This window comes from Pedobacter sp. BAL39, assembly GCF_000170795.1.
Classification (GTDB): domain Bacteria; phylum Bacteroidota; class Bacteroidia; order Sphingobacteriales; family Sphingobacteriaceae; genus Pedobacter.
Genome location: NZ_ABCM01000002.1, coordinates 287,618 through 309,344, shown reverse-complemented (window position 1 = coordinate 309,344; position 21,727 = coordinate 287,618). Strand labels below are relative to the sequence as shown.

At 42.7% G+C, this 21,727-nt stretch carries 19 protein-coding genes; 4 read left to right on the top strand and 15 right to left on the bottom strand.

The window, feature by feature from the left end; all coding sequences use genetic code 11:
• Positions 1-138: 138 nt before the first annotated feature.
• Complete coding sequence (locus tag PBAL39_RS03590; protein WP_008238408.1) at positions 139-2,496, top strand: hybrid sensor histidine kinase/response regulator; 2,358 nt, start codon at positions 139-141, stop codon at positions 2,494-2,496.
• Positions 2,497-2,571: 75 nt separating this feature from the next.
• On the opposite strand, the gene PBAL39_RS03585 is transcribed toward PBAL39_RS03590, so the two are convergent.
• The 9 genes from PBAL39_RS03585 to PBAL39_RS03545 form a co-directional block, all read right to left on the bottom strand.
• Complete coding sequence (locus tag PBAL39_RS03585; RefSeq protein WP_008238407.1) at positions 2,572-3,834, bottom strand: PAS domain-containing sensor histidine kinase; 1,263 nt, start codon at positions 3,832-3,834, stop codon at positions 2,572-2,574.
• The gene (locus PBAL39_RS03580) at positions 3,818-5,191 is read right to left on the bottom strand and encodes a sigma-54 dependent transcriptional regulator (protein WP_008238406.1); all 1,374 of its coding nucleotides are present in this window, start codon (positions 5,189-5,191) and stop codon (positions 3,818-3,820) included. The genes PBAL39_RS03585 and PBAL39_RS03580 overlap by 17 nt, the downstream gene beginning before the upstream one ends.
• A 20-nt stretch (positions 5,192-5,211) precedes the next feature.
• A complete protein-coding gene (locus PBAL39_RS03575) occupies positions 5,212-6,399 on the bottom strand; it encodes an ABC transporter permease (RefSeq protein WP_008238405.1) in 1,188 nt (395 codons plus the stop codon).
• A 24-nt stretch (positions 6,400-6,423) separates the two neighbouring features.
• Entirely contained in the window at positions 6,424-7,662 is a 1,239-nt protein-coding gene (locus tag PBAL39_RS03570) for an ABC transporter permease (RefSeq protein WP_008238404.1), read from the bottom strand.
• 2 nt (positions 7,663-7,664) lie between these two features.
• Positions 7,665-8,330 carry an ABC transporter ATP-binding protein gene (locus PBAL39_RS03565; RefSeq protein ID WP_008238402.1) on the bottom strand — a complete coding sequence of 222 codons (666 nt, stop codon included), beginning with the start codon at positions 8,328-8,330 and terminating at the stop codon, positions 7,665-7,667.
• A gap of 23 nt (positions 8,331-8,353) precedes the next feature.
• Positions 8,354-9,799: a TolC family protein gene (locus PBAL39_RS03560; RefSeq protein ID WP_039866068.1), complete on the bottom strand. Its 1,446-nt coding sequence runs from the start codon at positions 9,797-9,799 to the stop codon at positions 8,354-8,356.
• Between the two features lie 55 nt (positions 9,800-9,854).
• Positions 9,855-11,105, bottom strand: a complete 1,251-nt coding sequence (locus PBAL39_RS03555; RefSeq protein WP_008238398.1) for an efflux RND transporter periplasmic adaptor subunit — start codon at positions 11,103-11,105, stop codon at positions 9,855-9,857.
• A gap of 366 nt (positions 11,106-11,471) precedes the next feature.
• The gene (locus PBAL39_RS03550; protein WP_008238396.1) at positions 11,472-12,572 is read right to left on the bottom strand and encodes a hypothetical protein; all 1,101 of its coding nucleotides are present in this window, start codon (positions 12,570-12,572) and stop codon (positions 11,472-11,474) included.
• Positions 12,573-12,951: 379 nt separating this feature from the next.
• Positions 12,952-14,976: a beta-L-arabinofuranosidase domain-containing protein gene (locus PBAL39_RS03545; protein ID WP_083801688.1), complete on the bottom strand. Its 2,025-nt coding sequence runs from the start codon at positions 14,974-14,976 to the stop codon at positions 12,952-12,954.
• Positions 14,977-15,150: 174 nt separating this feature from the next.
• Between PBAL39_RS03545 and PBAL39_RS03540 the strand changes: the two genes are divergently transcribed.
• The gene (locus PBAL39_RS03540; RefSeq protein WP_008238393.1) at positions 15,151-15,693 is read left to right on the top strand and encodes an SRPBCC family protein; all 543 of its coding nucleotides are present in this window, start codon (positions 15,151-15,153) and stop codon (positions 15,691-15,693) included.
• 8 nt (positions 15,694-15,701) lie between these two features.
• Here PBAL39_RS03540 and PBAL39_RS03535 read toward each other — a convergent pair whose 3' ends face one another.
• The 6 genes from PBAL39_RS03535 to PBAL39_RS03510 all read right to left on the bottom strand — a co-directional run bounded on the left by PBAL39_RS03535 (position 15,702) and on the right by PBAL39_RS03510 (position 20,671).
• Positions 15,702-16,391: an anaerobic ribonucleoside-triphosphate reductase activating protein gene (locus PBAL39_RS03535; protein ID WP_232282891.1), complete on the bottom strand. Its 690-nt coding sequence runs from the start codon at positions 16,389-16,391 to the stop codon at positions 15,702-15,704.
• Positions 16,357-16,548, bottom strand: coding sequence for an anaerobic ribonucleoside-triphosphate reductase (locus PBAL39_RS25775; RefSeq protein WP_008238391.1), 192 nt, complete (start codon positions 16,546-16,548; stop codon positions 16,357-16,359). The genes PBAL39_RS03535 and PBAL39_RS25775 overlap by 35 nt, the downstream gene beginning before the upstream one ends.
• Positions 16,535-18,649 carry a ribonucleoside triphosphate reductase gene (locus tag PBAL39_RS03525; RefSeq protein ID WP_039866024.1) on the bottom strand — a complete coding sequence of 705 codons (2,115 nt, stop codon included), beginning with the start codon at positions 18,647-18,649 and terminating at the stop codon, positions 16,535-16,537. The genes PBAL39_RS25775 and PBAL39_RS03525 overlap by 14 nt, the downstream gene beginning before the upstream one ends.
• Before the next feature lie 105 nt (positions 18,650-18,754).
• Positions 18,755-19,408 (bottom strand): YceH family protein, encoded by a 654-nt coding sequence (locus tag PBAL39_RS03520; RefSeq protein ID WP_008238389.1) that lies wholly within the window; start codon positions 19,406-19,408, stop codon positions 18,755-18,757.
• Between the two features lie 15 nt (positions 19,409-19,423).
• Entirely contained in the window at positions 19,424-20,434 is a 1,011-nt protein-coding gene (mgrA, locus tag PBAL39_RS03515) for an L-glyceraldehyde 3-phosphate reductase (protein WP_039866023.1), read from the bottom strand.
• Between the two features lie 57 nt (positions 20,435-20,491).
• On the bottom strand, positions 20,492-20,671 hold the full coding sequence (locus PBAL39_RS03510) for a hypothetical protein (protein ID WP_008238385.1): 180 nt from the start codon (positions 20,669-20,671) through the stop codon (positions 20,492-20,494).
• 154 nt (positions 20,672-20,825) lie between these two features.
• On the opposite strand from PBAL39_RS03510, the gene PBAL39_RS03505 reads away from it, so the two are divergent.
• Positions 20,826-21,194, top strand: coding sequence for a response regulator transcription factor (locus PBAL39_RS03505; protein ID WP_008238383.1), 369 nt, complete (start codon positions 20,826-20,828; stop codon positions 21,192-21,194).
• Between the two features lie 68 nt (positions 21,195-21,262).
• On the top strand, positions 21,263-21,727 hold the full coding sequence (locus tag PBAL39_RS03500) for an antitoxin Xre/MbcA/ParS toxin-binding domain-containing protein (protein ID WP_008238382.1): 465 nt from the start codon (positions 21,263-21,265) through the stop codon (positions 21,725-21,727).

Here is a 21,727-nt window from a genome sequence, read left to right as displayed (position 1 = left end):
CGTTTAATTCCTACAGGGGTTAAAAACTCAAAACAAAGTACTTTTTGTGATTTTATTTTATCTTTTTATCACTTTCTTTATCGTTGTTTTTTAAAAAAACTGTAATATTATCCCGGGGTAAATACATAGGGGGGACAAATGTTGAAGAAGATCTGTCTGGTATGCATCTTCCTGATGTATGCTGGCGGCGCCGGGGCACAGTATATTTTTCAGGATGGCCATCTTCCTGAAGAGGTATCTATTTTGGATAAGAGCGAAATTGCAGATGCGGGGTACAAGCTTTACAGTGCCCTTGAGATCAAGAACAATCAAACTCAATTAAAATTTAAAAGGCTATCCGGGGATTTTGGAAACCTGGGTTTTACTGACCATAATTACTGGGTCAGGTTCCACATTATCAACAAATCGGCGGAGTCAGTATTATACTACCTTGAGTCCTCAGAACCAGTTACCGATTATGTCAATCTCTATGAATTTAGAACAAATGGACAGTCGGCAGTGCAACGAAGTGGGGATCATAACAACTTTTCTGCAAAGGCACTACCCTTTAGGAATACCATTTTTAAAATTCATCTGAAAGCCGGCGAAGAAAAAGCATATCTTATGGAGGTCCGAAATGATGGGGAGAAGAATACACTTCCACTCAGTCTGATCAGTCAGGAAAAGTTATTGAAGGCCACTTACGAATCACAATTTATTCTGGGGATCTTCTACGGAATATTGCTCATCATCGCCATCACTTACGCCTTCTTTTATTTTGCAACAAGAGAGGCTTCCCTACTTTACTATTCATTATATGTAATCAGTCTAATGGTATGTCATGCCGCACTAGATGGTTTCTTTCACCAGTATATTCTCAGGAGCGACTCCTGGCTAAACCTCCATGCGGTGATCCTGTCTGCCATTTGTGGCGCGTATTTTTTTGGAAAATATAGCGAACTGATCCTTAGTATTAAAAGAGACCTTCGCAGCATATACCGCTGTTTACAGGTCATGTACATCATTCTCGCCTTGATTTTCCTTGCAGTAGTCGTTTTTCCACACGCCCTGAGGTACAGTTATCCCTTGGTCAATGTGATGACCTTAAGCGGAATGATCCTCATTGCTGTGGGGATCATCGTAAAGTCAGTGCGTCGTCAGCCCATAGACCGCTTTTTTGCAGGCGGTGTAACCGTGCTGTTTGTGTGCTTTCTTTTAGTAATCCTGCGGAACTTTGGCCTGATGCTTCCTGCGTTCTTTATGGACAATATTTCCAAGATTGGCATTGGACTGCAGATTATGGCTTTGTCATTGTCCATGGCCAGCAGGATTAGTTTAATGAAAGAGAAAGAAAAAGAGCTCAGTGCCATTGCTTTACAGCGATCGGAAGAGATGAATGATGTGAAGTCTTTCTTTCTGTCCAATATGAGCCATGAATTGAGAACACCACTAAATGCGATACTTGGGCTAACCGATATCATCAGTGACGAAAACAGCGATGTAAAAACAAGGGCGAATCTGCAATTGATCAAAAATGCTTCCGATACACTCATCTCTTCGCTCGATGACATTTTCGACTTTGTAAAGATTGAAAAAGGTGAACTTACACTTGATGCCGTACCTTTCTCTTTACCAGAGGTATTGACGAAGATCAATCAGCGTTTCAATTCTCATTCCACACAAAAAGGGTTGCTTTTCATTTCAAAAATCGACATCGATAAAGAAGTGCTACTGATGGGTGATCAAGCCCGTATGGAGCAGATTTTAAACAACCTTCTTGGTAATGCGATCAAGTTTACCCAACATGGATACATCAGCTTCGAGGTCACATCAAAACAGGTCGGAGATCAGCGGATGCAGATCTCTATAGGCATCACCGACACTGGAATTGGCATTGCCGCATCGAAGCTCGATACCATATTCGAAATCTTTTCCCAGGTGGAAGCCAGCAATACACGCAGATTCGGTGGATTTGGAATCGGTCTTTCGATTGTCAAGACATTAGTAGACCTGCATAAGGGAGCCATCAACATTAAAAGCAAAATCGACGTGGGTACGATCTGCACGGTAGACCTTTTCTATGATGTTGTCATCAATGTTCCTGTGGAAGACAATGTTTTTCCCGTAGACAGGTATGATCTGCTTGGCAAAAATGTGCTGGTTGTTGAAGACAATAAAATGAATCAGATGGTACTCAAAATGATGTTCAACAAATGGGAAAATACCAGATGTTTCTTCGCTGACCAGGGAGAAGAAGCACTCACCGTATTAAAAAATGAAAGTATAGACGTAGTGCTCATGGATTTACAAATGCCGGTGATGGATGGATACGAGGCCATTTCGTGCATCCGCGCAGGAAAAGCCGGGATACAGAACGTCTCAGTCCCTATCATTGTACTGACTGCCGATCTTGTTGACTCTACAAGGCAAGGCGTATTTGAATTAGGCGTCGACGACTTCATGACGAAGCCCGTAGATCAGCAACTCCTGTACTCAAAGATTACAAGCCTGCTGTAGGCCTAGCTAGCTCACTGCTCAACAATATCATTTTCAAAGCCAGCAGACTAAGCAAGCTCAAAATGATCACATTACCTATAATTTTACCACGAATTCTGTCTGACCTGGAACAATCGTCTTCAATGAAAAGCTAAAGTTATGGTTCACCAGGATTTCCCTTACCAACATCAGGCCGATCCCCTGTCCGCCCTTTTTTGTACTAAAGAATGGTTGAAACAAAAGCTCATTTGTTTCCGTAGAAATTCCCCTGCCGGTGTCGGAGATCACAAGTTCCTTCCGGGAGACATCCATCAGGAAGGAAATGCGGCCTGCATCTTCGATGGACTCTATGGCATTTTTTACGACATTGACTAGTACTTGTTCCATTTGCTGAACATCTGCGGACACATAAAAAGGCGACTCCGGCAAGTCAAATTCAAAAACAATCTCTTTTTCAGCGGCCTTGGCAGTCATAAATTCTGCTACAGAATGAACCAGCGCACACATGTCTGTCTGCACACGGTTCACGGGGGAAAGCTTGACCAGGTCAGCAAAGTTTCTCATGAAAAGATTAAGGTTCTGGTTACGCCCTACAGCAATTTGCATCGCATTTTTTATGGAGCCGTATTCTTTTTTATTCCAAAGGCTTTCAGTGCCCAATGCGAGACTAATGATGGAATTTACTGCCCCTATGGTATTGTTGACCTCGTGGGCCATCATTCGGATTACTTTCCCATAGGCATTCTTTTCTGCCTCGAAAAGCTCCGCAGTAAGCTCTTCGATCATCACAAATACCCTTGGGAAGCCACGGTCCACAAAATGAGATTTTTGCACTTTATAGGATTTCCCCCCCTCTTTTCTGAAAACCCTAGACTCGCCGATACCCAGGCTATCCGTTTGATCCAGAAAAGATTGCTGCTCAGCTCCCAATATCGCTGTTGCTCTTGGGTTTACCTGCGTCACCTTATGGTCGTAATCCATGATGACAATTCCAGTAGGTGATGTATGAATCAGCTTTTCAAGAAAGAAATGTTGCGCCTCTTGTTTAGTCCGCTCCATTCTGAGTTCATCAATCATTTGGTTATAAACATCAATTAGCTCATCCATCTCTTTCTTTCCCGTTGGCATAAATTTAACATTGAAATCGCGATCGCGAATGGCATGAACACCTTCTTTCAATTGGCGTAAAGGACGAATCAACTGTCGGTACAGACTGATAGACAATAAAACTGAGCAGACAATCAGTATTTCAGCGACAATAAACAATAACCGCTCCTCATAGAAAATAAAATAAGTCAACACCAGGCAGATAAGGTGCAGCAAAGAAATGAGAATGATATACTTAGTCCTCAGCTTCATTAAAAGAGATTTTATATTTCTCCAGTCGTCGATAGAGGGAGTTTCTGGTAATTCCAAGTGCCGCTGCCGCTTTGCTGATTTTATTCTGATGGTAGTTCATGGCACGCCTGACCATCTCTATTTCCATTTCTTCAAGTGTAAGCGCTCCTACCTCAGGGAGGCCATCGGCATTTCTTTTCTGCGGAAGCACCTCCAGCTGAGATTTAAAGTCAGCAATATCAAGCTGGTCATTTCTGCTGATAAGAATAGACCTCTCTACCAGATTTTTCAGCTGCCTGATGTTTCCTGGCAAATCTAACTGCTGCAGCCAGCGCATTGCTGATGGAGATATGGACAAATTCGGCCTATTGTAGATCTCACGCAGGTTCTCCATAAAAAAATGGACCAACAGAGGAATATCCCCCCTTCGCTCCCTTAATGAAGGCAGGTTGATGGTAATCAGATTGATGCGATACAGAAGATCCTCTCTGAAAGTTCCTGCCCTTACCATGTCATTTAGATTTTTATTTGTTGCGCAGACGACACGAATGTCTGCGATCTTACTTCGACTGCTCCCCAGCACCTCGTAAGTACGATCCTGCAGGACACGCAGTAGTTTCACCTGACTGCCAGCTTCCAGATCACCGATTTCGTCCAGAAAGATCGTACCTTTATTTGCCATCTCAAAGCGCCCTATTCTGTCGTAGCGCGCATCGGTAAATGCACCACGCATATGCCCGAACATCTCGCTTTCAAATAGCGAAGAGGACACACCTCCAAGGTTCACTTTTACGAAGGGCTTATTGCTCCTCCTGCTATTTTCGTGAATGGCTTCCGCAATTAATTCTTTCCCGGTACCACTTTCACCAAGGATCAAAACCGCAGCATCAGTATGGGCCACCTGCCCGATCGTTTCCAGTATGGACACCACTGCAGGATCTTCGCCTATGATCTGCTTAAAATTATACTTTTTATCGATTTGCTTGCGTGTCCCATATAAAGGTTTTGACGCATGTAACTCCAGCAGCGTGCCGACTGACTGGAGGAGGTGTTCGTTATTCCATGGTTTATGAATAAAATCGTTGGCACCAAGTTTCATTCCTTGCACAGCCAGTGCGATGCTTGCCCATCCTGTGATCAGAATCACCGGCAGACCGTTGTCCATTTTCTTTAAGTCTGCCAGGAAATCCATCCCCTCTTTCCCCGAAGTATCCATGGAAAAATTAAGGTCAAGTATGATCAGTTCCGGATTCTGCTCTTTTATCACTACCAATGCTGCTTGCGCATGCTCGGCGATGCATACCTGATAGCCAGCATGTTCGAGCAACAGCGATAGAGAAGTTCTTACAGCAATATCATCGTCAACAATAAGTATCATAGTTCAGCTTAATATAGTGATTAATCTTCGTGTAATGCAACTGCCGGATGAATAGACGCAGCCTGACGTCCCGGATAAATGGAGCAAAGCACCACAAGCAAATAAATAAAGGCAATAGTGATGAGCAAAGCAAAGACATATACCATTGGGTTAATGTCGAAAACGTGGAGTAAAGGAAATTGTATGGCGAAGAAAGTACCTGTAAGCACTGAGATGGTTGCCATAATGCTGGACTCTGCCACTAGCTGCCTTGTAATGGAATTCGCTGTGGCTCCCATTGCCCTCCGCAGTCCAATCTCTCCCTTCCGCCTGTTGATATTGTACCACAATACTCCAAAAAGTCCGAGCGCTACATTTATGATCAGAAAAGCGGCAATGATCACAAATATAGTCATTGGGACGATTGTATCTGCATTTTTAGAGCTGCGCATTTCATCCATATGTTTAATCTCGATGTTGGAATTTTTCATATGCTGAGCCAGTACTTTATGCAGCTTGTTCTCAAAAGCCGCACCGGTACCAGGACGTATTTTAATGAGCATCGTCCCCACCCAGGTATAACTGCTACTGTCCATTCTGTAGTATATAGCACTTCCTGAAGGCCAATAGTCACCATTTGCCTTCACATCTTTAACAACACCGATAATTTTCATTTTTTCATTCTCTTTTTTACTGTCGCCCATCACCTGATTCAAAGCCGGAGCGCTACCAAAGATTTGCTTTCGAAGGCTTTCGTTAATTACAACATTTCTGTTCTTGCTGATGGCGTCTTCCGGACGATACCAACGTCCCTCCAGCAACTTCAGGTCAAGGGTCTGAAGATAGCTGTCCTCTACGGTATAGTTATGAATATAACTATAGTTTTTCCCTTTTACTGTAAATCCGCTGGTAGATACACTGTTGGCATACGGAAAATTCCCGCTGCTCAGGCTGTGCGCTTCAATCTCTGGCATTGACATTAACGTTGCGTTGAGGAGGTCATAAAATGTCCGTATGGAATCCAGATTCTTAGTTTTTAAGGGCTCTGAGTAGCTAACCGCCCATACATGCTGATATTTAAAACCCAGCGGCTTCCGAAAGTTCATAAAATAGAAAACCAGAAATGAGCTAAGCGCAAAAATGACTAGGAAAGACACCAATATCTCAGAAAGAAACAGGAAATTCTGTTTTCTTTTGTTCCAGATCAGCCTAAATAAATGTTTGTACATCGTAATATATGTTAAGTAAATAGACTATTGCGCCTTCAACGCCTGGACGACGGGCACGCGCGACATACGCCATGCCGGGTAAACACCAGATAACAGGCCGAAGAACAGACATACTGCCACCCCCATCAGCAGCACCCGCACATTAATTTCCAGATAAAGACCGGGTAGCATGTCCGACTCATTGAAAATGTAAATACCCAGGAGCGACATGAGGAGTGCAATCAAACCACCGATCAGTGTTAATATTACGTTTTCCACCACGAACTGGTATACCAATGTTTTTGAGGAAGCGCCAAAGGCTTTACGTACACCTATTTCCGACGAACGTTCCATGATTCTAGTCATGTTAATATTGATGAGATTTATTGCCGGCAGCAACATAAACAACAGCATCACCGCGGTCACAAAGCTCATTGACTTGGCCATTCCAGAATCATTGCCACTGCCAAATATATTTCTAGTAATTCCCTCGAGTATAGTGTCTGCGTTGCTGTACATCTTGTCATAGCCTTCGTCCATTGTGGGTACTTTTGAAATCAGCTGCTCGTATTCTTTTTTCATTGCAGGCAGTTCATCAGCACTCCTGGCAAGCAATACTGCGCCAAAATTTCCCATTGGCTCGACCTTTTTATAGTCGGCCTTCGAGAGCGTGTAAGGCAAATAGATGTCACCATAAAAATGCCGCTGGGTTCTGGGTATATTGGCTACCACTCCGATCACCCGATAACGGATATTATCAACTTCAATATATTTTCCTGCCACCGAAGGGACGTCGCCAAAATATTGCTTTTTTGTATACTCAGAAATAACAGCAACAAGTTCGGAGGCCTCCAATTGCCCTTTACGGTATGGCTTCCCCTCAATGAAGTTATATTCTGCAATTTCCCAGTAATCGGCATTAGTGTATTTTAATTCAAGTACGATCTTTTTATCGTTCACAAATGAGTTTACAGGATCAGAGAAGGTGTAAATCCCAATTTTCTCAGGTATTTTCATGTTAGATACATAGTGATCAAGAAGATAATATGAAGCAGAACCGCCATTGAACCAACCTTCTTTAGTATTTAACCGCTCTACTTTGGATACATATAAGGAGCGGTTCCGTTTGAAATCAGGATAATCAGGGCTCAGCATTTTGTCGATAAACGCTGTTGTTAGCATCAATATGGTTAAAGTAAAACTAATGCCGAAAAGACTGATGAAAGTAAAGAACTTTCTCCTCTTCAATACGGCAATAGCGATTTTAAAGTAGTTTTTAAGCATGACTATAGTACTTGAGATCCATCAAATAAACGCACCAGACGATGGGTCTTGTGAGCCATCTGCTCATCATGTGTCACCATCACAATGGTAGTTCCATCATTTTTATTCAGGTGGATGAGGATGTCCATAATTCCATTTCCCATGGCACTGTCCAGATTGCCCGTAGGCTCATCGGCAAGTATAATTTTCGGTTTGCCAACGATTGCACGGGCGATGGCAACGCGCTGGCGCTGACCACCGCTCAATTGCGAAGGGAAATGTTTCATCCGGTTATGCAGCCCCACCTTACCCAAAGCCTCCTGGGCAAGCTCACGTCTTTCTTTTGCTGATGCTTGTCGATACAACAAAGGCAATTCCACATTATCTAAAACCTGCAGGTCATTAATCAAATGATAACTCTGAAATATAAAACCCAGTGTATGATTCCTGAAACCTGCCAGTTGCTGGTCTGAAAATCCGGAAATATCCTTGTCATCAATATTCACCACTCCCTTTGAAGGACTGTCGAGCAGGCCAATAATGTTCAGCAAGGTACTTTTACCACAACCAGACGGCCCCATGATAGACAAAAACTCCCCCCTTGCAATGTCCAGGCTGATTCCGTTAACGGCAAGTGTTTCCACAGTATCCGTCCGGTAAACTTTTTCAATATTCTCTAAGCGTATCATAATGTATATTTAATGAATAATATTTATTTATAGCTAATTTTCTGGTTCTTTTCAAAATCATACAGCGAGAGGTAGCGAAGTTGATAATATGCACCCCAGAAATCCCTCAACGCCGTAATGTAATCTCTTTTTGCACGATCGCTAGCCTCAAAGGCGATACTCAGGTCAGTGATACTCAGATTTCCAAGTATATAGCGCTCATTTGCGATCTTGTATTTTTCAGAGGCAATCCTATCTGCCTGAGCGGTGAGTACCATCTGTTCCTTCATCATATTAAACAGCGTTACCTGTGTCACAATCTGCTGCTTAAAGATTTGCTTATCTTGCTCCACCTCGTAGGACACCAATTGTTGGTTGGCTTCTGCAGTCTTGGTTCTTGACTTGGATCGCCCCCAATCCAGGACAGGAATGGATAGCTGCAACTCTATCGACTGCTGCGTTTTTGGGGACCGATATACATCCCACAGGTGCGTTGCCGCGTTAGAAAAACCAAGGTTTGCTTTTAAAGTTGCCACGAGACCATTTTCGCCTTTTGCTTTAGCAACATCCCTCCGCGCCTCAGCAATACGTCGTACAAAGGCTATGGCATCACTTCTGTTTTCCACTGCTTCCGTCAGTACACGATCTATGGAAATGTCAATATCGTGAACCGCTTCGGGCATGATGACCACAATTCGTTCGTCCCCTTCGATACCGGAATAACTCCGTAGATTAAGGCTTGCAATTTCCATGTCCCGTTTTGCCGCACCAACTGCTTTTTTCGCATTCACTTCCTCCAGCTGCAACTGGAGAATTTCATTGGTAGCAATCTTGCCAAGTTCAAATTTGGTATTTGCAATTTTCAGAATTTTACCCGTATTTGATAAATTCATCTCTGCCAGGTGGAGATTTACCTGTGACAACAACAAGTCAAAGAAATAATCAGTAACAGATACTGCAATTTTTTCCTGCGATTCAATATAACCTTGCTGGCTTTCATTATACTTCAGCGGCTCAATCTTTTTGTCCCATTTAAGACTGTTAAACTGCATAAGCGGCTGGGTATAGCCGAGCCCATAAGGGATAGCGTTGTAGAGCACGTTGCTACGGTCAAAATCATTGAACCGCTGCAATTCAGTTGTACCATAGATGGTACCCCCCGTTACGGCAATACTTTGACTGAAATCCAGCTTCAGGGATGAGTTGTCGTTATGTATAGGCTGAAAAGCAACCGTACCATTAGGCTGTAAGACCTGGGCATAAGTTCTATTATATCCCGGAAGAATTCCTGTTAACGCCAGCTGCGGGTGGTAATTGGATTTATAGGTCCTCCATTTCCAATAGTTTGTCTCCTTGATGGTTAGTGCCTGCTTTGCGGCAATAGAATTTGCCTTAGCCTGAAGTACTAATTCATATAAAGTAAGCTTTAATGTATCAGACTTAATGATCTGAATATTAATAAAATTAACACCAGCCACATTCTCGGTCATGCAAAATAAATGCACAACAAACAGTATCAGACCATACGCTTTGCAATTCATAAATTTATTCATTGGTAATTGAAATTTCATTTGAAAATTCATATTTACTCATATCTGATGTGATGATCCGATCGCCAGCTTTTAGTCCGCTTAGAATCTCTACAAAGTCAAAATTGCTGAGTCCCGTTTTTACTGTCCGGCGTAGGGCTTTTCCTTGCTGCATCACGAATACGTCCTGTAAATCCGAGCCCTTAAAAGCAGGCCCATTTGTAATACGCAGTACTTTGCTATGGGCATTCGTAATCAGGAAAACATCGACCTTCATATTGGGCCGCAGCAATTTGTTATTCTTCTCGGTCAGCTGCACATCGAAAGAACCGATGGCATTGCTGACCGATGGTGAAATGCTCATCACTTGCCCTCTCAGTTGGACATCATTAATCCTGACAATTGCGGGCATGCCGGTATGCAAACGATCCATCAGGTTATCTGAGATACTGCCTGCAATTTTGTAGCTACTTAGATTGGCAATCCTGACCAATGATTCACCCTCACTAATGCTTGCGCCAATGTTTTTGTTTACCCAAGTGATTACTCCCGGGCGTGTAGCGATAATTTCCGCTAGTGCCAGCTTCCTCTTTAGTGCCTGTCCATCATTTTTCTGAATAGCAAGAGACAACTCCGCCTCACGAATCTCAATTTTCATGGTCTGCTGTTTATTCCGTATCTCGTTTTCCAGCTGTTGTTTTTCCAACTCAGCAACGCTGAGGTTCAGTTCCGCCTGCTCAACATCCTCCCGTGTCCCGCCACCAGCTTTTAACAACCGTTCAGCACTGGCAACGGCATCTTTGAAATTGGAAATGCGCAATTGCTTGATTTTATTGTTGGACCTGATGTCATAAAAACTTTTATCCAGATCAAGTCGGAGTTTATTAATTTCATTTTGTTTAGACTCAATGAGAAACCGGAGTTTCTCATACTCTGTCTGCGCCGCCGATTTATCAAGTGTCAGCACAGATTGTCCTGCTTTCACCTGTGCACCAGCATCCATCAGCACATTACGTAGCGCCCCCTGAATTGGACTGGTGAGGATCTCTTCAAATTCAGGCAACACCTCCCCTGTTGCATTTATGGTATTCGCAACATCTCCAACTTCCACTATTGACGTGCTGAATTCCGAAGAGCGGAGACTCGGTTTTATGTAATACCTCATGGCTAGTAGAGAGAGCGTCAGTACAGTGACGACAATAAGTATGATGATCAGCGTTTTTTTCTTTTTTTTAGTAGATACTTCTTCTGCAATTTGTCTGTCCATTCTTATTAGTTTGCCTATGTCATTGCAAGCGCGATACCAATAATAATAAACTAATTATCAGATAGTTAACAACAATAAAACAAAAATAAGTGTCCGATATCGAACGGATTGCCTGGTATCGGACGCAACAGGAGCAAAGACAGCCATCTATAAAGATGAAACATCAATTCAAATAACATAAGGATGGCAACAGCAAACCAAGTCGAGATTAATGCTTCAATTCACATTCTAACACCCATTTACGAGATATTGACGCAATTGTGAATCCTGAAAAATTAGTCTGTTATTTTATTGTCAGGGAGACCGTAGTACAGAACAGGACAAGTTCATCAGTATGGACACTGTCAGAACCATCACCGCCCAATTTTAAGCTTTGAGTTCAAAAGGGAGCGTCTGTATTTCAATACCATTTACAATAATGGATACCGCATGTGCGCCTGGATGAAATAAGCGGGTAGTAATTGCCTTGAAAGATTGTTTTCTAAATATTGCACCAGTAATCCCCGCATCATATACCTTCTCACTGATTTTAAATACCTTCCGGTTAAGCTGACCATTCGCTTTCTGATAATACAATCCATATTCCAGCCTGATCATCCTTGGTACCTGAGTGTGATTCCGTATCATACATTTAAATTCAACAGACTCACCAAACGCTACCACGGGAGTTATAATTTCAAAATCCAAGACCTCGATTCCTTCATTTGATAACCCATAAAGGGCAAGCACATCAATATGTCCCTGTTTTAGTAAGGTCCTGCAGCCATGTTTGATGATTGCATCCGTTTCCTTAGTCACTCCTGACCATCGCCTGGCGATCTCAATGACCAAGTCAGGATGGTCTTTGGAAATGTCATTCAGATTGTTTGCTACACTTCTCCTCACCCATTCTGAAGGATCATTTTTTAAGTTCTCCAATAAGGGAATCAAAGGTGCAGGATTTTTTTTTAACGATGGAATGGCCATTGCCCAGGGTAATCTTGGCCGGCTTCCCTCGGATGCGAAACGACGCACCTTGTGATTCTGGTGTTTTGAAAACCGGACCATGACTTCCATCATTTCTTCCGGATATTTAAGCAGAAAAGGGCGGACTGCAAATTCGCAACTTACGAACATGGTAAAACGTTCCAACAATTGTGTCGAGTTTCCGAAGTCCTCCAATCCATATGCAGCAATGTAATCCGGCAAAAACATGAATACGAAACTGTCTACTCCGAAATTTCGGACCGTCAGTGTTTCTACTAATTTCAGGAGTAGCGGTGTCGCCTCAGCAAAATCTGCCGGCATGAATTGACGTAAGACTGCAGTAGTATGCTGCATACGCGCTTTCCACTCCATCGTCTCAAATGAGGGAGATAAACATTCGTTGACAAACTTTTCAGGATCGAAATCCGGCACTATTGTTTGTGCAAGTGCTGCAAAACGGTTGTAAAAACCATGGGAATAAATATCCTTAATCAGGCTCATTGAGTTTTTTCTTAGGTATTGATTAACTCCGAAAATTTCATGGATGGTAATACCCCAAATGTAACAGCTTAATTTGTGAATGTAACCACCAAAAATTAAAAAAACACCTGCATGACCTTCGATCGTGCAGGTGTTTACAATGGGAATTTCGTTTAAAGGGCTCTAACAATTGTCAGATTATGCTTTGCCTGCCCTTCACGGATCGCCCGCTCACAGGACTTTTTTATAATTATTCTTACCTCAATATCATAACAACAATTTACCGATTCAGATCCTCCATTTCACAAATTAGTTATCAACAAATCCACAGGTCAGACGCTAACTACAATATGAACAAGCACTTATAAGCACTGTCTCAATTTTTATTTCATTTTCATCTCTATTTTACAATTGGAAACTGAGAAATGCGAAGAGATGTGCAACCATACGGAACTAGCTTAATCTCAGTCGTTGCAGTGTTTTCCAACCCGTAGATAGTACTGAAAGGCAGCGGGCCGGTCATATCGTTATATAATTCCCAGAAAGGAATTTGTTTCGCTTTCGTCCTGATGCTGATCGGTGCATTTTCGAGGTTCCATGGAAAGTTTCCATTAAAATTAGAATCTTCCACCTGAAAAAGTGTCTCTAGTTGATCATCCTTGTGGTCAATCAAGCCATAATTCCATGCGGATTTTGGACGTATCTCTATGTAGCTGCTCCCGTATTCCTGTGGATCTTTAGTATTTTCTACCATTTTCAATTCCTCCTCAATTTTAAGAGCATAGGTAATCGGTCCCCGTTCTATAGATACCGAATTTTCGTACCATCTGCTCCTGGATATTTCCATGGGTAGCAATAACTCCACAACATCACCTGTATTCCACTGCCGACTAATTTTTACAACCTGATTACCATCCACTTCCTTCCATGTATTTCCGTTAATCTTTACCGTTGCCCGTTTGCACCATTCCGGAATACGTAGATGAAAAGGAAAACTAAGATTTTTGATCCTCTTTGGCATTTCCAATGTAAATCTGATCCGCTCCTCAAAAGGATAATTTGTTTGTTCTTTAAAAAAAATCTCTATCCCATTTGCAACCTGGGCATGCACTTCGCTTGGCGCATACACAAGCGCAGCAATTCCTTGATCATCGGTCTTGTACCATAAATTCTGTGTAAATTTAGGCCAGCCTTGATGCATATTTGAAGTACAGCATGGGAAACCCGTCAAGAGTCCATAACAGACATCAGTGCCATTGTGGTTCTGTTCAAAATTGCGTGTACCTCGTGTAACCATCACCTGGTTGGCCTGCTGATAGTACTGCCGGGCCATAAAATCGTCAGTGACCTGCGCTGGCAGCGCGTTAAATGCAAGTTTTTCCAGTTTGTCCGCATAACTTGTTTTTCCGGTAATCTCCAGCATACTTTCCAGACTAAACATCATCTCCACAGCGGTACAGAGCTCCAAGCCCTGCGTAGGATTGTTGCCGTGCAGCGCTTCATCGCCACCATAGCCACCATGCGCCATACCGTTATATTTTCTGATATCCGCCAAACCTTTATCTACTGCATCAAGGTATTTTTGATCTTTATGCTGCTGGTAGTAGATTACCGGTTCTTTCATACCCTGTGCAAGATTAACTGTATGGATACTGGATAGTGATGAAAGCATATTTGTATTCGCAAATGCATTGGTAAAATCGAAAGTTTGTCTATGCAGTAGTTCTCCCAGATCAAGCAAAAAGGCGTCGCCGGTGATGTTGTACAACCAATAAACCATCATCAGGTTGTCACCGCCTCTATACCTCGCCCAGAACGACCAGTGATCCAAATGCTTTGAAGGAAGCTCCTTCAGCTGAAACCTGAAATACGCTGTCATAAGTTTAATAACCCGTGGGTCGGCAGTTGCGCTGTAATATTGTTTAAGTATCTTCAGCATCACCATCTTCGGCCACCAATCCCTGCTGCTGTCTCGCTGGAGGCCCTGCTCGTAGGGATAATCTTTTGAGGGACCAAAGTATCCATCCGGCTGTTGGCTATTGATGGCCCATTCTACCCAGGGTTTTACTTTGGCAATCATTGACTGGTCTTCCAGCAGATAAGCCAATGGCAGCAAACCGTCTATCCAGTAAGGGCCACGTTCCCATTGATCCCCATCTCCCCCAAGCCAGCCGTTACGTTTACCCATGACCTGCGGATAGAGTTCATCCAGACGACCAGTAGCCCCATCTTTCTGACGCTGCAGCATTTCCCTCAGCCAGCCATTTGGCTTTATTGCGCCAAGCGGCAGTTCCATGTATGGATTTTTGTTGATCAAAACAGCAGATACATTACTTATCTGCTTTGTCTTTTGCTGTGCAAATGCGGGAAGCTGGTGCAAATAGCCAGCCACAGCAATCGAACAAATGGTCATTATCCGGTTCATGACAGTTGGTACATAAATTAAAAACGTTTTAGTTGATTAACATATGAATATAGACATTTATAAGAATAAGTGTTATGAAAGATACAGCAATGATACAAGAGCAGTCACCAATTTCATTTATGGTCAATAATACTTTAAATTAGCCTGCAACGAACCAGATAACAGACCTGCGTCATGAAAACGATCAAAAGAATTTTATTGGGACTATTAGGATTAATTGTCCTGGCACTCATCGCCGCGATATTTACAAAAAAAGACTATGCTGTTGAAAGGCATATTGAAATTGAGCGGCCTAGGCTGGAAGTGTATAATTTTATCAGACTGCTACGCAACCAGGATCAATTCAGCGTATGGAATAGAATGGATCCTTCAATGAAAAAAACGTATAGTGGTATTGACGGAAAAGTCGGCTTCATTGCTACCTGGGACAGTAAGAATAAGGATCTGGGTAAAGGTGAACAGGAAATTACAGGCGTATCGTATGGCAGAAGGCTAGACACAAAACTCCGTTTTAAGGAGCCATTTGACGCTGAAGATGATGCCTACCTCATTACCGAAGATGACGGAAATACCGGGACCTTGGTGAAGTGGGGGTTTAAAGGACGGATGACTTACCCGATGAACATTATGCTGTTGTTTATGGATATGGATGACATGATTGGCAAAGACCTTCAAACCGGACTCATCAACCTTAAAACGGTATTGGAAGATGATTAGAACCTCATTTACCGGACCAACACCCTGATCTCAGATGTGGAAAACCGGGAAGCATCAAATTCAGGCAAGGAATAATTCAGTTGTCCAAGTACAGGAACATTATTCCGGAATTGCTGAATGAAATAATCACCTTTATAATGTTTACTCTGCAGGTAGGACATCATCTGCTGAAAGTAATCAACGCTAATCAGATCACTGTGTAAGGTGGTGCGTACCTCAAACGGTATGTCGGACTGAATCAACAATGATAAACTCTCAGCAAATGGTCGAAAAAGATCCGCTCCGGTCACCATTTCATAATTTCCAGGCAACGCTTTAAAGTCAAGGGCTATGGCATCGATCAATTGTGCATCCAGAAGTTTTTTTAAAACTCCCGGCATGGAACCATTGGTATCCAGCTTTACTGAAAAGCCCATCCTCTTGATTTCTGCCACTAGTGGAATAATGTCTTTATGCATGGTACATTCTCCACCACTAAGCACCACGCCGTCAAGAAGCAATCTTCTGGAATGCAGAAAGGTAATGACATCCGGTGCACTTAGCCTTCCCTTTCCCAGTACAATGTCAGGATTATAACAGTAAATGCAACGCATATTACAGCCGGCGAACCAAACGATACAAGCCAACTTATCAGGATAGTCCAGCAGCGTAAATGGCGTAATGCTAAAAATCGAATTTGTCTTTCTGATCTTCTTCAAAACACTTTCTCTGCTGATGTTCTCCTTTTTTACCGATATTAAATGTTTCTACTGGCCTGTGGTAACCCATTACACGTGTATAAACTAAACATTTGGTTCTTTTTCTCTGATGTTTGATCAGGATTTCGTTGACTTCTGTTGTTTCAGTGGTTTTCATATTCTAGTTTTTTTAAATGATTTTCGATAATGAGCTGATCACATTTAGGACAATATTCATGTTCACCATTCAGATATCCATGAACCGGACATATACTGAAGACCGGAGTTACAGTGATGTAGGGTAATCTGAAATTGGTCAATACCTTTTGTACAAAACGTTTACAAGCTTCAGCAGAGCTGAGTTTTTCTCTCATATAGAGGTGCAGTACGGTTCCCCCGGTATACTTACACTGCAGGTTATCCTGCAATTTAAGTGCAAGAAAGGGGTCATCTGTATAATCGGCGGGGAGCTGCGAACTATTCGTATAATAGTTATTCTGAATGGTTCCGCCCTGGAAAATATCCGGGTAACGTTTTTTATCTTCTTTGGCAAAGCGATATGTCGTGCCCTCAGCGGGCGTTGCTTCCAGGTTATACAGGTTGCCCGTAGCTTCCTGAAATTCTTTCATTCTCTTTCTGATGTGCTCCAACACCTGCTCGGCAAAGGCCATTCCTGACTCAGTCGTAATGTCATCTTCATGCGAGCTGAAGTTGATAATCATCTCGTTCATGCCATTTACTCCAATTGTAGAAAAGTGATTTCTAAAATGCGGCAGGTATCTTTTTGTGTAGGGATAGAGGCCACGGTCGTACATCTCCTGAATAAAGACACGTTTTTTCTCCAATGTGGATTTCGAGATGTATAACAAACGGTCCAGTTCTTCATAAAAGCTCTCCGGATCACCATGATACAGAAATCCCAGCCGGGCCATATTAATGGTGACCACGCCAATGCTACCGGTCATCTCGGCACTTCCAAATAATCCGTTACCACGTTTAAGCAACTCCCTGAGGTCCAGCTGAAGCCGGCAACACATACTACGCACCGCATTTGGTTTATATGCTTCGGGATTTTCTACCCTTAGACCGGTTTCGTCCAGCGTATACTGACTGCCAATAAAATTCTGAAAATAGGAGGAACCAACCTTGGCTGTGTTCTCAAATAAGAGGTCGACATTCTCACCGTTCCAGTCAAAGTCTTCCGTGATATTCACCGTTGGGATCGGGAAAGTGAAAGGCTGGCCATTGGCATCCCCTTCTGTCATGACCTCGTAGTACGCCTTATTGATCATATTCATTTCTTTCTGAAAATGCGCATACCGCATTTCGGAAAGTGCAGGTGCTCCTCTCCCGATGGCTTCCGATACCAACCCCTGATCTTCAACATCTTTAAACAGATGGAGATCTTTTTTGGTAGGCATCTGATCCTGAAGATCCTGCGGAACCACCCAGTCCAATGTAATGTTTGTAAAAGGCGACTGACCCCATCTTGCAGGAACGTTCAGGTTATAGATGAAACTCCTTACAGTTTTCAGCACATCAACATAGGACAATCGATCTTTAAATACATACGGCGCAAGATAAGTATCAAAAGAACTGAAAGCCTGTGCACCGGCCCATTCACTTTGCAGAATGCCGAGGAAATTGGCCATTTGCCCGAGGGCTTCCCGGAAGTGCCCCGGCGCTTTACTTTCGACACGCCCGCGTACACCATTAAAACCTTCATTCAACAATGCCCTTAAGCTCCATCCTGCACAGTAACCAGTAAGGCAATCGAGGTCATGAATATGAATATCGCCATTCCGGTGTGCATATCCTTCTTCATGTGAATAGACCTTGTCCAGCCAGTAATTCGCAATGATTTTACCTGCTGTATTATTGACCAGACCGGCGTTGGAATAAGAAGTATTGGCATTGGCATTGATCCTCCAGTCGGTCTGGCGGATATATTCTTCTATGGCCTGTGTACTGTCGATGTAGGTGGTATCGTCATTCAGCCCATTGCTATGTGCGCGCTGCATTTTCCGGGTATGGCGATAACGCATAAAAGAACGGGTAACCTCAAAAAGACCAGCATCAAACAGTGTTCTTTCAATCACATCCTGGATCTCCTCTACTGCCCATTTTTCTTTGCGGATGAGCAGTGAAAGTACGCGCACTACAAGGTCATGCTGGTGTGGAACATTGACGCTGCTGAAGGCTTTCCTAATTGCATCTTCAATTTTGTAGCTCTCAAAAGACTGAAAGGATCCGTTTCTTTTAATGACGTATTTTTCCATAAGCATAGTTGAGTTATTGTTGTGGGATACAACAAATCTATGCTGAGGGGACATTAAAATTAGTGCCTCAAATCATATTAAAAAGTGAGTTTGGTTATAAGCAGATCAGCTCAGTTCCGCCATTAATTTATCGAATGCAGCTTTAAGCTCAGCAAGCTCCTCTTCTACTTTTGCCAGCCGTGTTTCCAGTGCTACTGCAGATCTGCTGGCACCGAGAGCTTCATATTCTTCTTCTGCCTGAAGATCAGGAACTCCACCAAGTAGATGGACGTACCGGACCTCCTTTTGCCCTGCGCGTTTAGGCAGTTGTATGACGTAAGGCAATTCAGGATCGGACAAACGCTCCAGCACATCCTGCACATCATCCAGCGACTCAAATTCATATAAACGGCCAGAATTGGTATTGATCTCACCAGGTGTCTGCGCACCTCTGAGCATCAGCAGGCAAAGCACTGCCACCTCTTGTGGAAGTACCGGAAAAACAATGGCAAAATTATGTTTATACTTTATACTTCTGCTTGATCCTCCCGTAGCTGTTGAAATCAAACCCTTTCTTTTTAACCCGTCCAATGTCAGGACGACTGTCTGTTCGTCATAATTCACAACGGGTTTGCGTGATGTTTTTTGGTTGCACGCAGCAGTTAAAGCGTTGATTGTCATCGGGTAATATTCTGGTGTAGTTTTGGATTTCTCCATCAGCACCCCCAGTACACGAAGCTCCTCTGCATTCAATACTGGCAAAGTTTGTTTTTCTTCCATGCTTAAAGATAAAAATTAAGGCTTAATCATGGTTAACCCGGATAATATACTTTCAATATCCCGAAGTTCATCATCACTAAAAACAATGTTGTCCAGGCATTTCAGAGAATCCGCAAGCTGTTCTGGCTTACTGGCACCTACAAGCACCGAGGTGACACGTGAGTCCTTCAAGATCCACGACAATGCCATCTGCGCTAATTTCTGCCCGCGTTGTTCCGCAATCGCATTCAGCTGGTTCAGCTGCTGTATTTTTTCTTTGGTAATCTGATTTTTTTGTAATGCGCCGTGCGACTTTGCAGCCCTTGAATCTGAAGGGATTTCTTTGAGGTATTTGTCAGTCAGCAGCCCCTGTGCCAATGGAGAAAAGGGAATACAACCTACGCCCTGTTCTTCCAGCAGATTTAACAAACCGTCTTCTACCCATCTTTCAAACATGGAATATTTTGGCTGATGAATGATGCAGGGAGTACCAAGTCCTTTAAGGATTTCAAATGCCTCGGCGGCTTCTGCAGGACGATAATTGGAAATCCCCACATAGAGTGCTTTCCCCTGACGTACAATAAGGTCTAATGCCGACATGGTTTCCTCCAGTGGTGTTTCAGGATCTGGCCTGTGGTGATAGAAAATATCAACATAGTCTAGGTTCATCCTTTTCAGACTTTGGTCCAGACTTGATACCAGGTATTTTTTGGAGCCCCAATCTCCATACGGACCATCCCACATTGTATAACCCGCTTTAGAAGAAATGATCATTTCATCTCTATGCGCGGCAAAATCCCTTTGCAGAAGATGGCCAAAATTCTCTTCAGCTGATCCAGGAGGAGGACCGTAATTATTGGCAAGGTCAAAATGGGTGATGCCGTTGTCAAATGCCAGCTTCAGAATGTCACTGCAGTTTTCCAGCTGGTCGACATGTCCGAAATTATGCCATAGGCCTAAAGAAATTGCAGGAAGCATGAGGCCGCTTTTACCGCACCTGCGGTACTGCATATTTTGATATCTGGTTGGGGATGCTGTATATGACATAATGGTTAAATTTACCTGGAAGCTTTTAAGGGCCTCCAGGTATAAGAATAAATGATATTATTTATCGCTGTTCTTTTTTTCTGTTACTTCTGTACGGATTTCCTGAGCAAGCACCTTTAAATCCTGCATTGCTTTACGTACTCTTGTTCCTGCAGCGTTGTTTCCTGAATTGTAAAACTTCTCTGCATCCGCCTCAACAGCAGCCAGTAATTCTTTAATTTTTGAAAATTTTTCCATGTTGTGATTATTTAATTAAGCGCCAAATATATATTATTTTGGAAATAAACGTACATTTCTTCGATTCCAGTCGTGTTTTTCTAAAATTTCATACATTTAATTTAAACCTTTCCTATCTTGGTTCGTTAATAAAAAAACAAATGAAATTGGACATATGGGTAAACTAATTTACGTCGTGGAGGATGATGAAGACATCAGATTTATTGTAGAATATGTGCTTAGAGAGTCTGATTATGAAGTGGAAGTATTTGGTACCCTTACAGCTTACGAAGCTCAACCGAAAGATAAAACACCCGATCTGGTAGTGATCGACGTCATGCTACCGGACGGAAATGGTCTGGATCTTTGTAAGTCAATCAGGGCAAATCCCGCACTGCAGCATACAAATGTGGTCATCATGTCTGCCCATGCGTCGCCTGCTTATGTCCTTGAACAGGCTTGCGCAGATGATTTTATCAGTAAACCTTTTGACCTGGACTACTTTCTCAGCCGTATAAAAAAAGTACTTCATGATGCAGTATAGCTTATTTTAGAAAAAATTCCTATGATATCGGAAAAAATTCCTACATTTGTATAGAAAACTGATGTATCATGGCAAATACCCCTAAACCCTATAAGATAAAAGCTAAAACAGCTTTAGTGGCTGAGTCTGCATTAATCGCACCATATCAGTCACTATACCTTAACCCGATAAGTGTATTAACGAATTCAAAAAATGGGTTATCCGCAAAGGCAGCACTGGATTTCCTGAGTTTGTCCGGCTTCACCAGAGAAGAATTTCAGGACACCTTTAAAACCAACGTCAAAACGATCCAGAATTATGCTGCCAGTGCCTTGAAGCTAGATGCATCGCTGAGTGAAAAGTTATTGAAATCATTTTCCCTTTTCGAAAAAGGAATGGAAATTTTTGGATCAGCAAAGGCTTTTCACCTATGGCTAAATACTCCTGCTTATGGATTGGGCAACCAGACCCCTTTCGATCTTATGGATACCATTACCGGCATATCCCTTATTGAGGAGGAACTGATCCGCATTGAACATGGTGATTTAGCATAA

Bases quoted from the DNA above. Each gene is read 5' to 3' on its own strand.
- PBAL39_RS03590 (WP_008238408.1), top strand. From the start codon at position 139: ATGTTGAAGAAGATCTGTCTGGTATGCATCTTCCTGATGTATGCTGGC.
- PBAL39_RS03585 (WP_008238407.1), bottom strand. From the start codon at position 3,834: ATGAAGCTGAGGACTAAGTATATCATTCTCATTTCTTTGCTGCACCTT.
- PBAL39_RS03580 (WP_008238406.1), bottom strand. From the start codon at position 5,191: ATGATACTTATTGTTGACGATGATATTGCTGTAAGAACTTCTCTATCG.
- PBAL39_RS03575 (WP_008238405.1), bottom strand. From the start codon at position 6,399: ATGTACAAACATTTATTTAGGCTGATCTGGAACAAAAGAAAACAGAAT.
- PBAL39_RS03570 (WP_008238404.1), bottom strand. From the start codon at position 7,662: ATGCTTAAAAACTACTTTAAAATCGCTATTGCCGTATTGAAGAGGAGA.
- PBAL39_RS03565 (WP_008238402.1), bottom strand. From the start codon at position 8,330: ATGATACGCTTAGAGAATATTGAAAAAGTTTACCGGACGGATACTGTG.
- PBAL39_RS03560 (WP_039866068.1), bottom strand. From the start codon at position 9,799: ATGACCGAGAATGTGGCTGGTGTTAATTTTATTAATATTCAGATCATT.
- PBAL39_RS03555 (WP_008238398.1), bottom strand. From the start codon at position 11,105: ATGGACAGACAAATTGCAGAAGAAGTATCTACTAAAAAAAAGAAAAAA.
- PBAL39_RS03550 (WP_008238396.1), bottom strand. From the start codon at position 12,572: ATGAGCCTGATTAAGGATATTTATTCCCATGGTTTTTACAACCGTTTT.
- PBAL39_RS03545 (WP_083801688.1), bottom strand. From the start codon at position 14,976: ATGAACCGGATAATGACCATTTGTTCGATTGCTGTGGCTGGCTATTTG.
- PBAL39_RS03540 (WP_008238393.1), top strand. From the start codon at position 15,151: ATGAAAACGATCAAAAGAATTTTATTGGGACTATTAGGATTAATTGTC.
- PBAL39_RS25775 (WP_008238391.1), bottom strand. From the start codon at position 16,548: ATGAAAACCACTGAAACAACAGAAGTCAACGAAATCCTGATCAAACAT.
- PBAL39_RS03525 (WP_039866024.1), bottom strand. From the start codon at position 18,649: ATGGAAAAATACGTCATTAAAAGAAACGGATCCTTTCAGTCTTTTGAG.
- PBAL39_RS03520 (WP_008238389.1), bottom strand. From the start codon at position 19,408: ATGGAAGAAAAACAAACTTTGCCAGTATTGAATGCAGAGGAGCTTCGT.
- mgrA (WP_039866023.1), bottom strand. From the start codon at position 20,434: ATGTCATATACAGCATCCCCAACCAGATATCAAAATATGCAGTACCGC.
- PBAL39_RS03510 (WP_008238385.1), bottom strand. From the start codon at position 20,671: ATGGAAAAATTTTCAAAAATTAAAGAATTACTGGCTGCTGTTGAGGCG.
- PBAL39_RS03505 (WP_008238383.1), top strand. From the start codon at position 20,826: ATGGGTAAACTAATTTACGTCGTGGAGGATGATGAAGACATCAGATTT.
- PBAL39_RS03500 (WP_008238382.1), top strand. From the start codon at position 21,263: ATGGCAAATACCCCTAAACCCTATAAGATAAAAGCTAAAACAGCTTTA.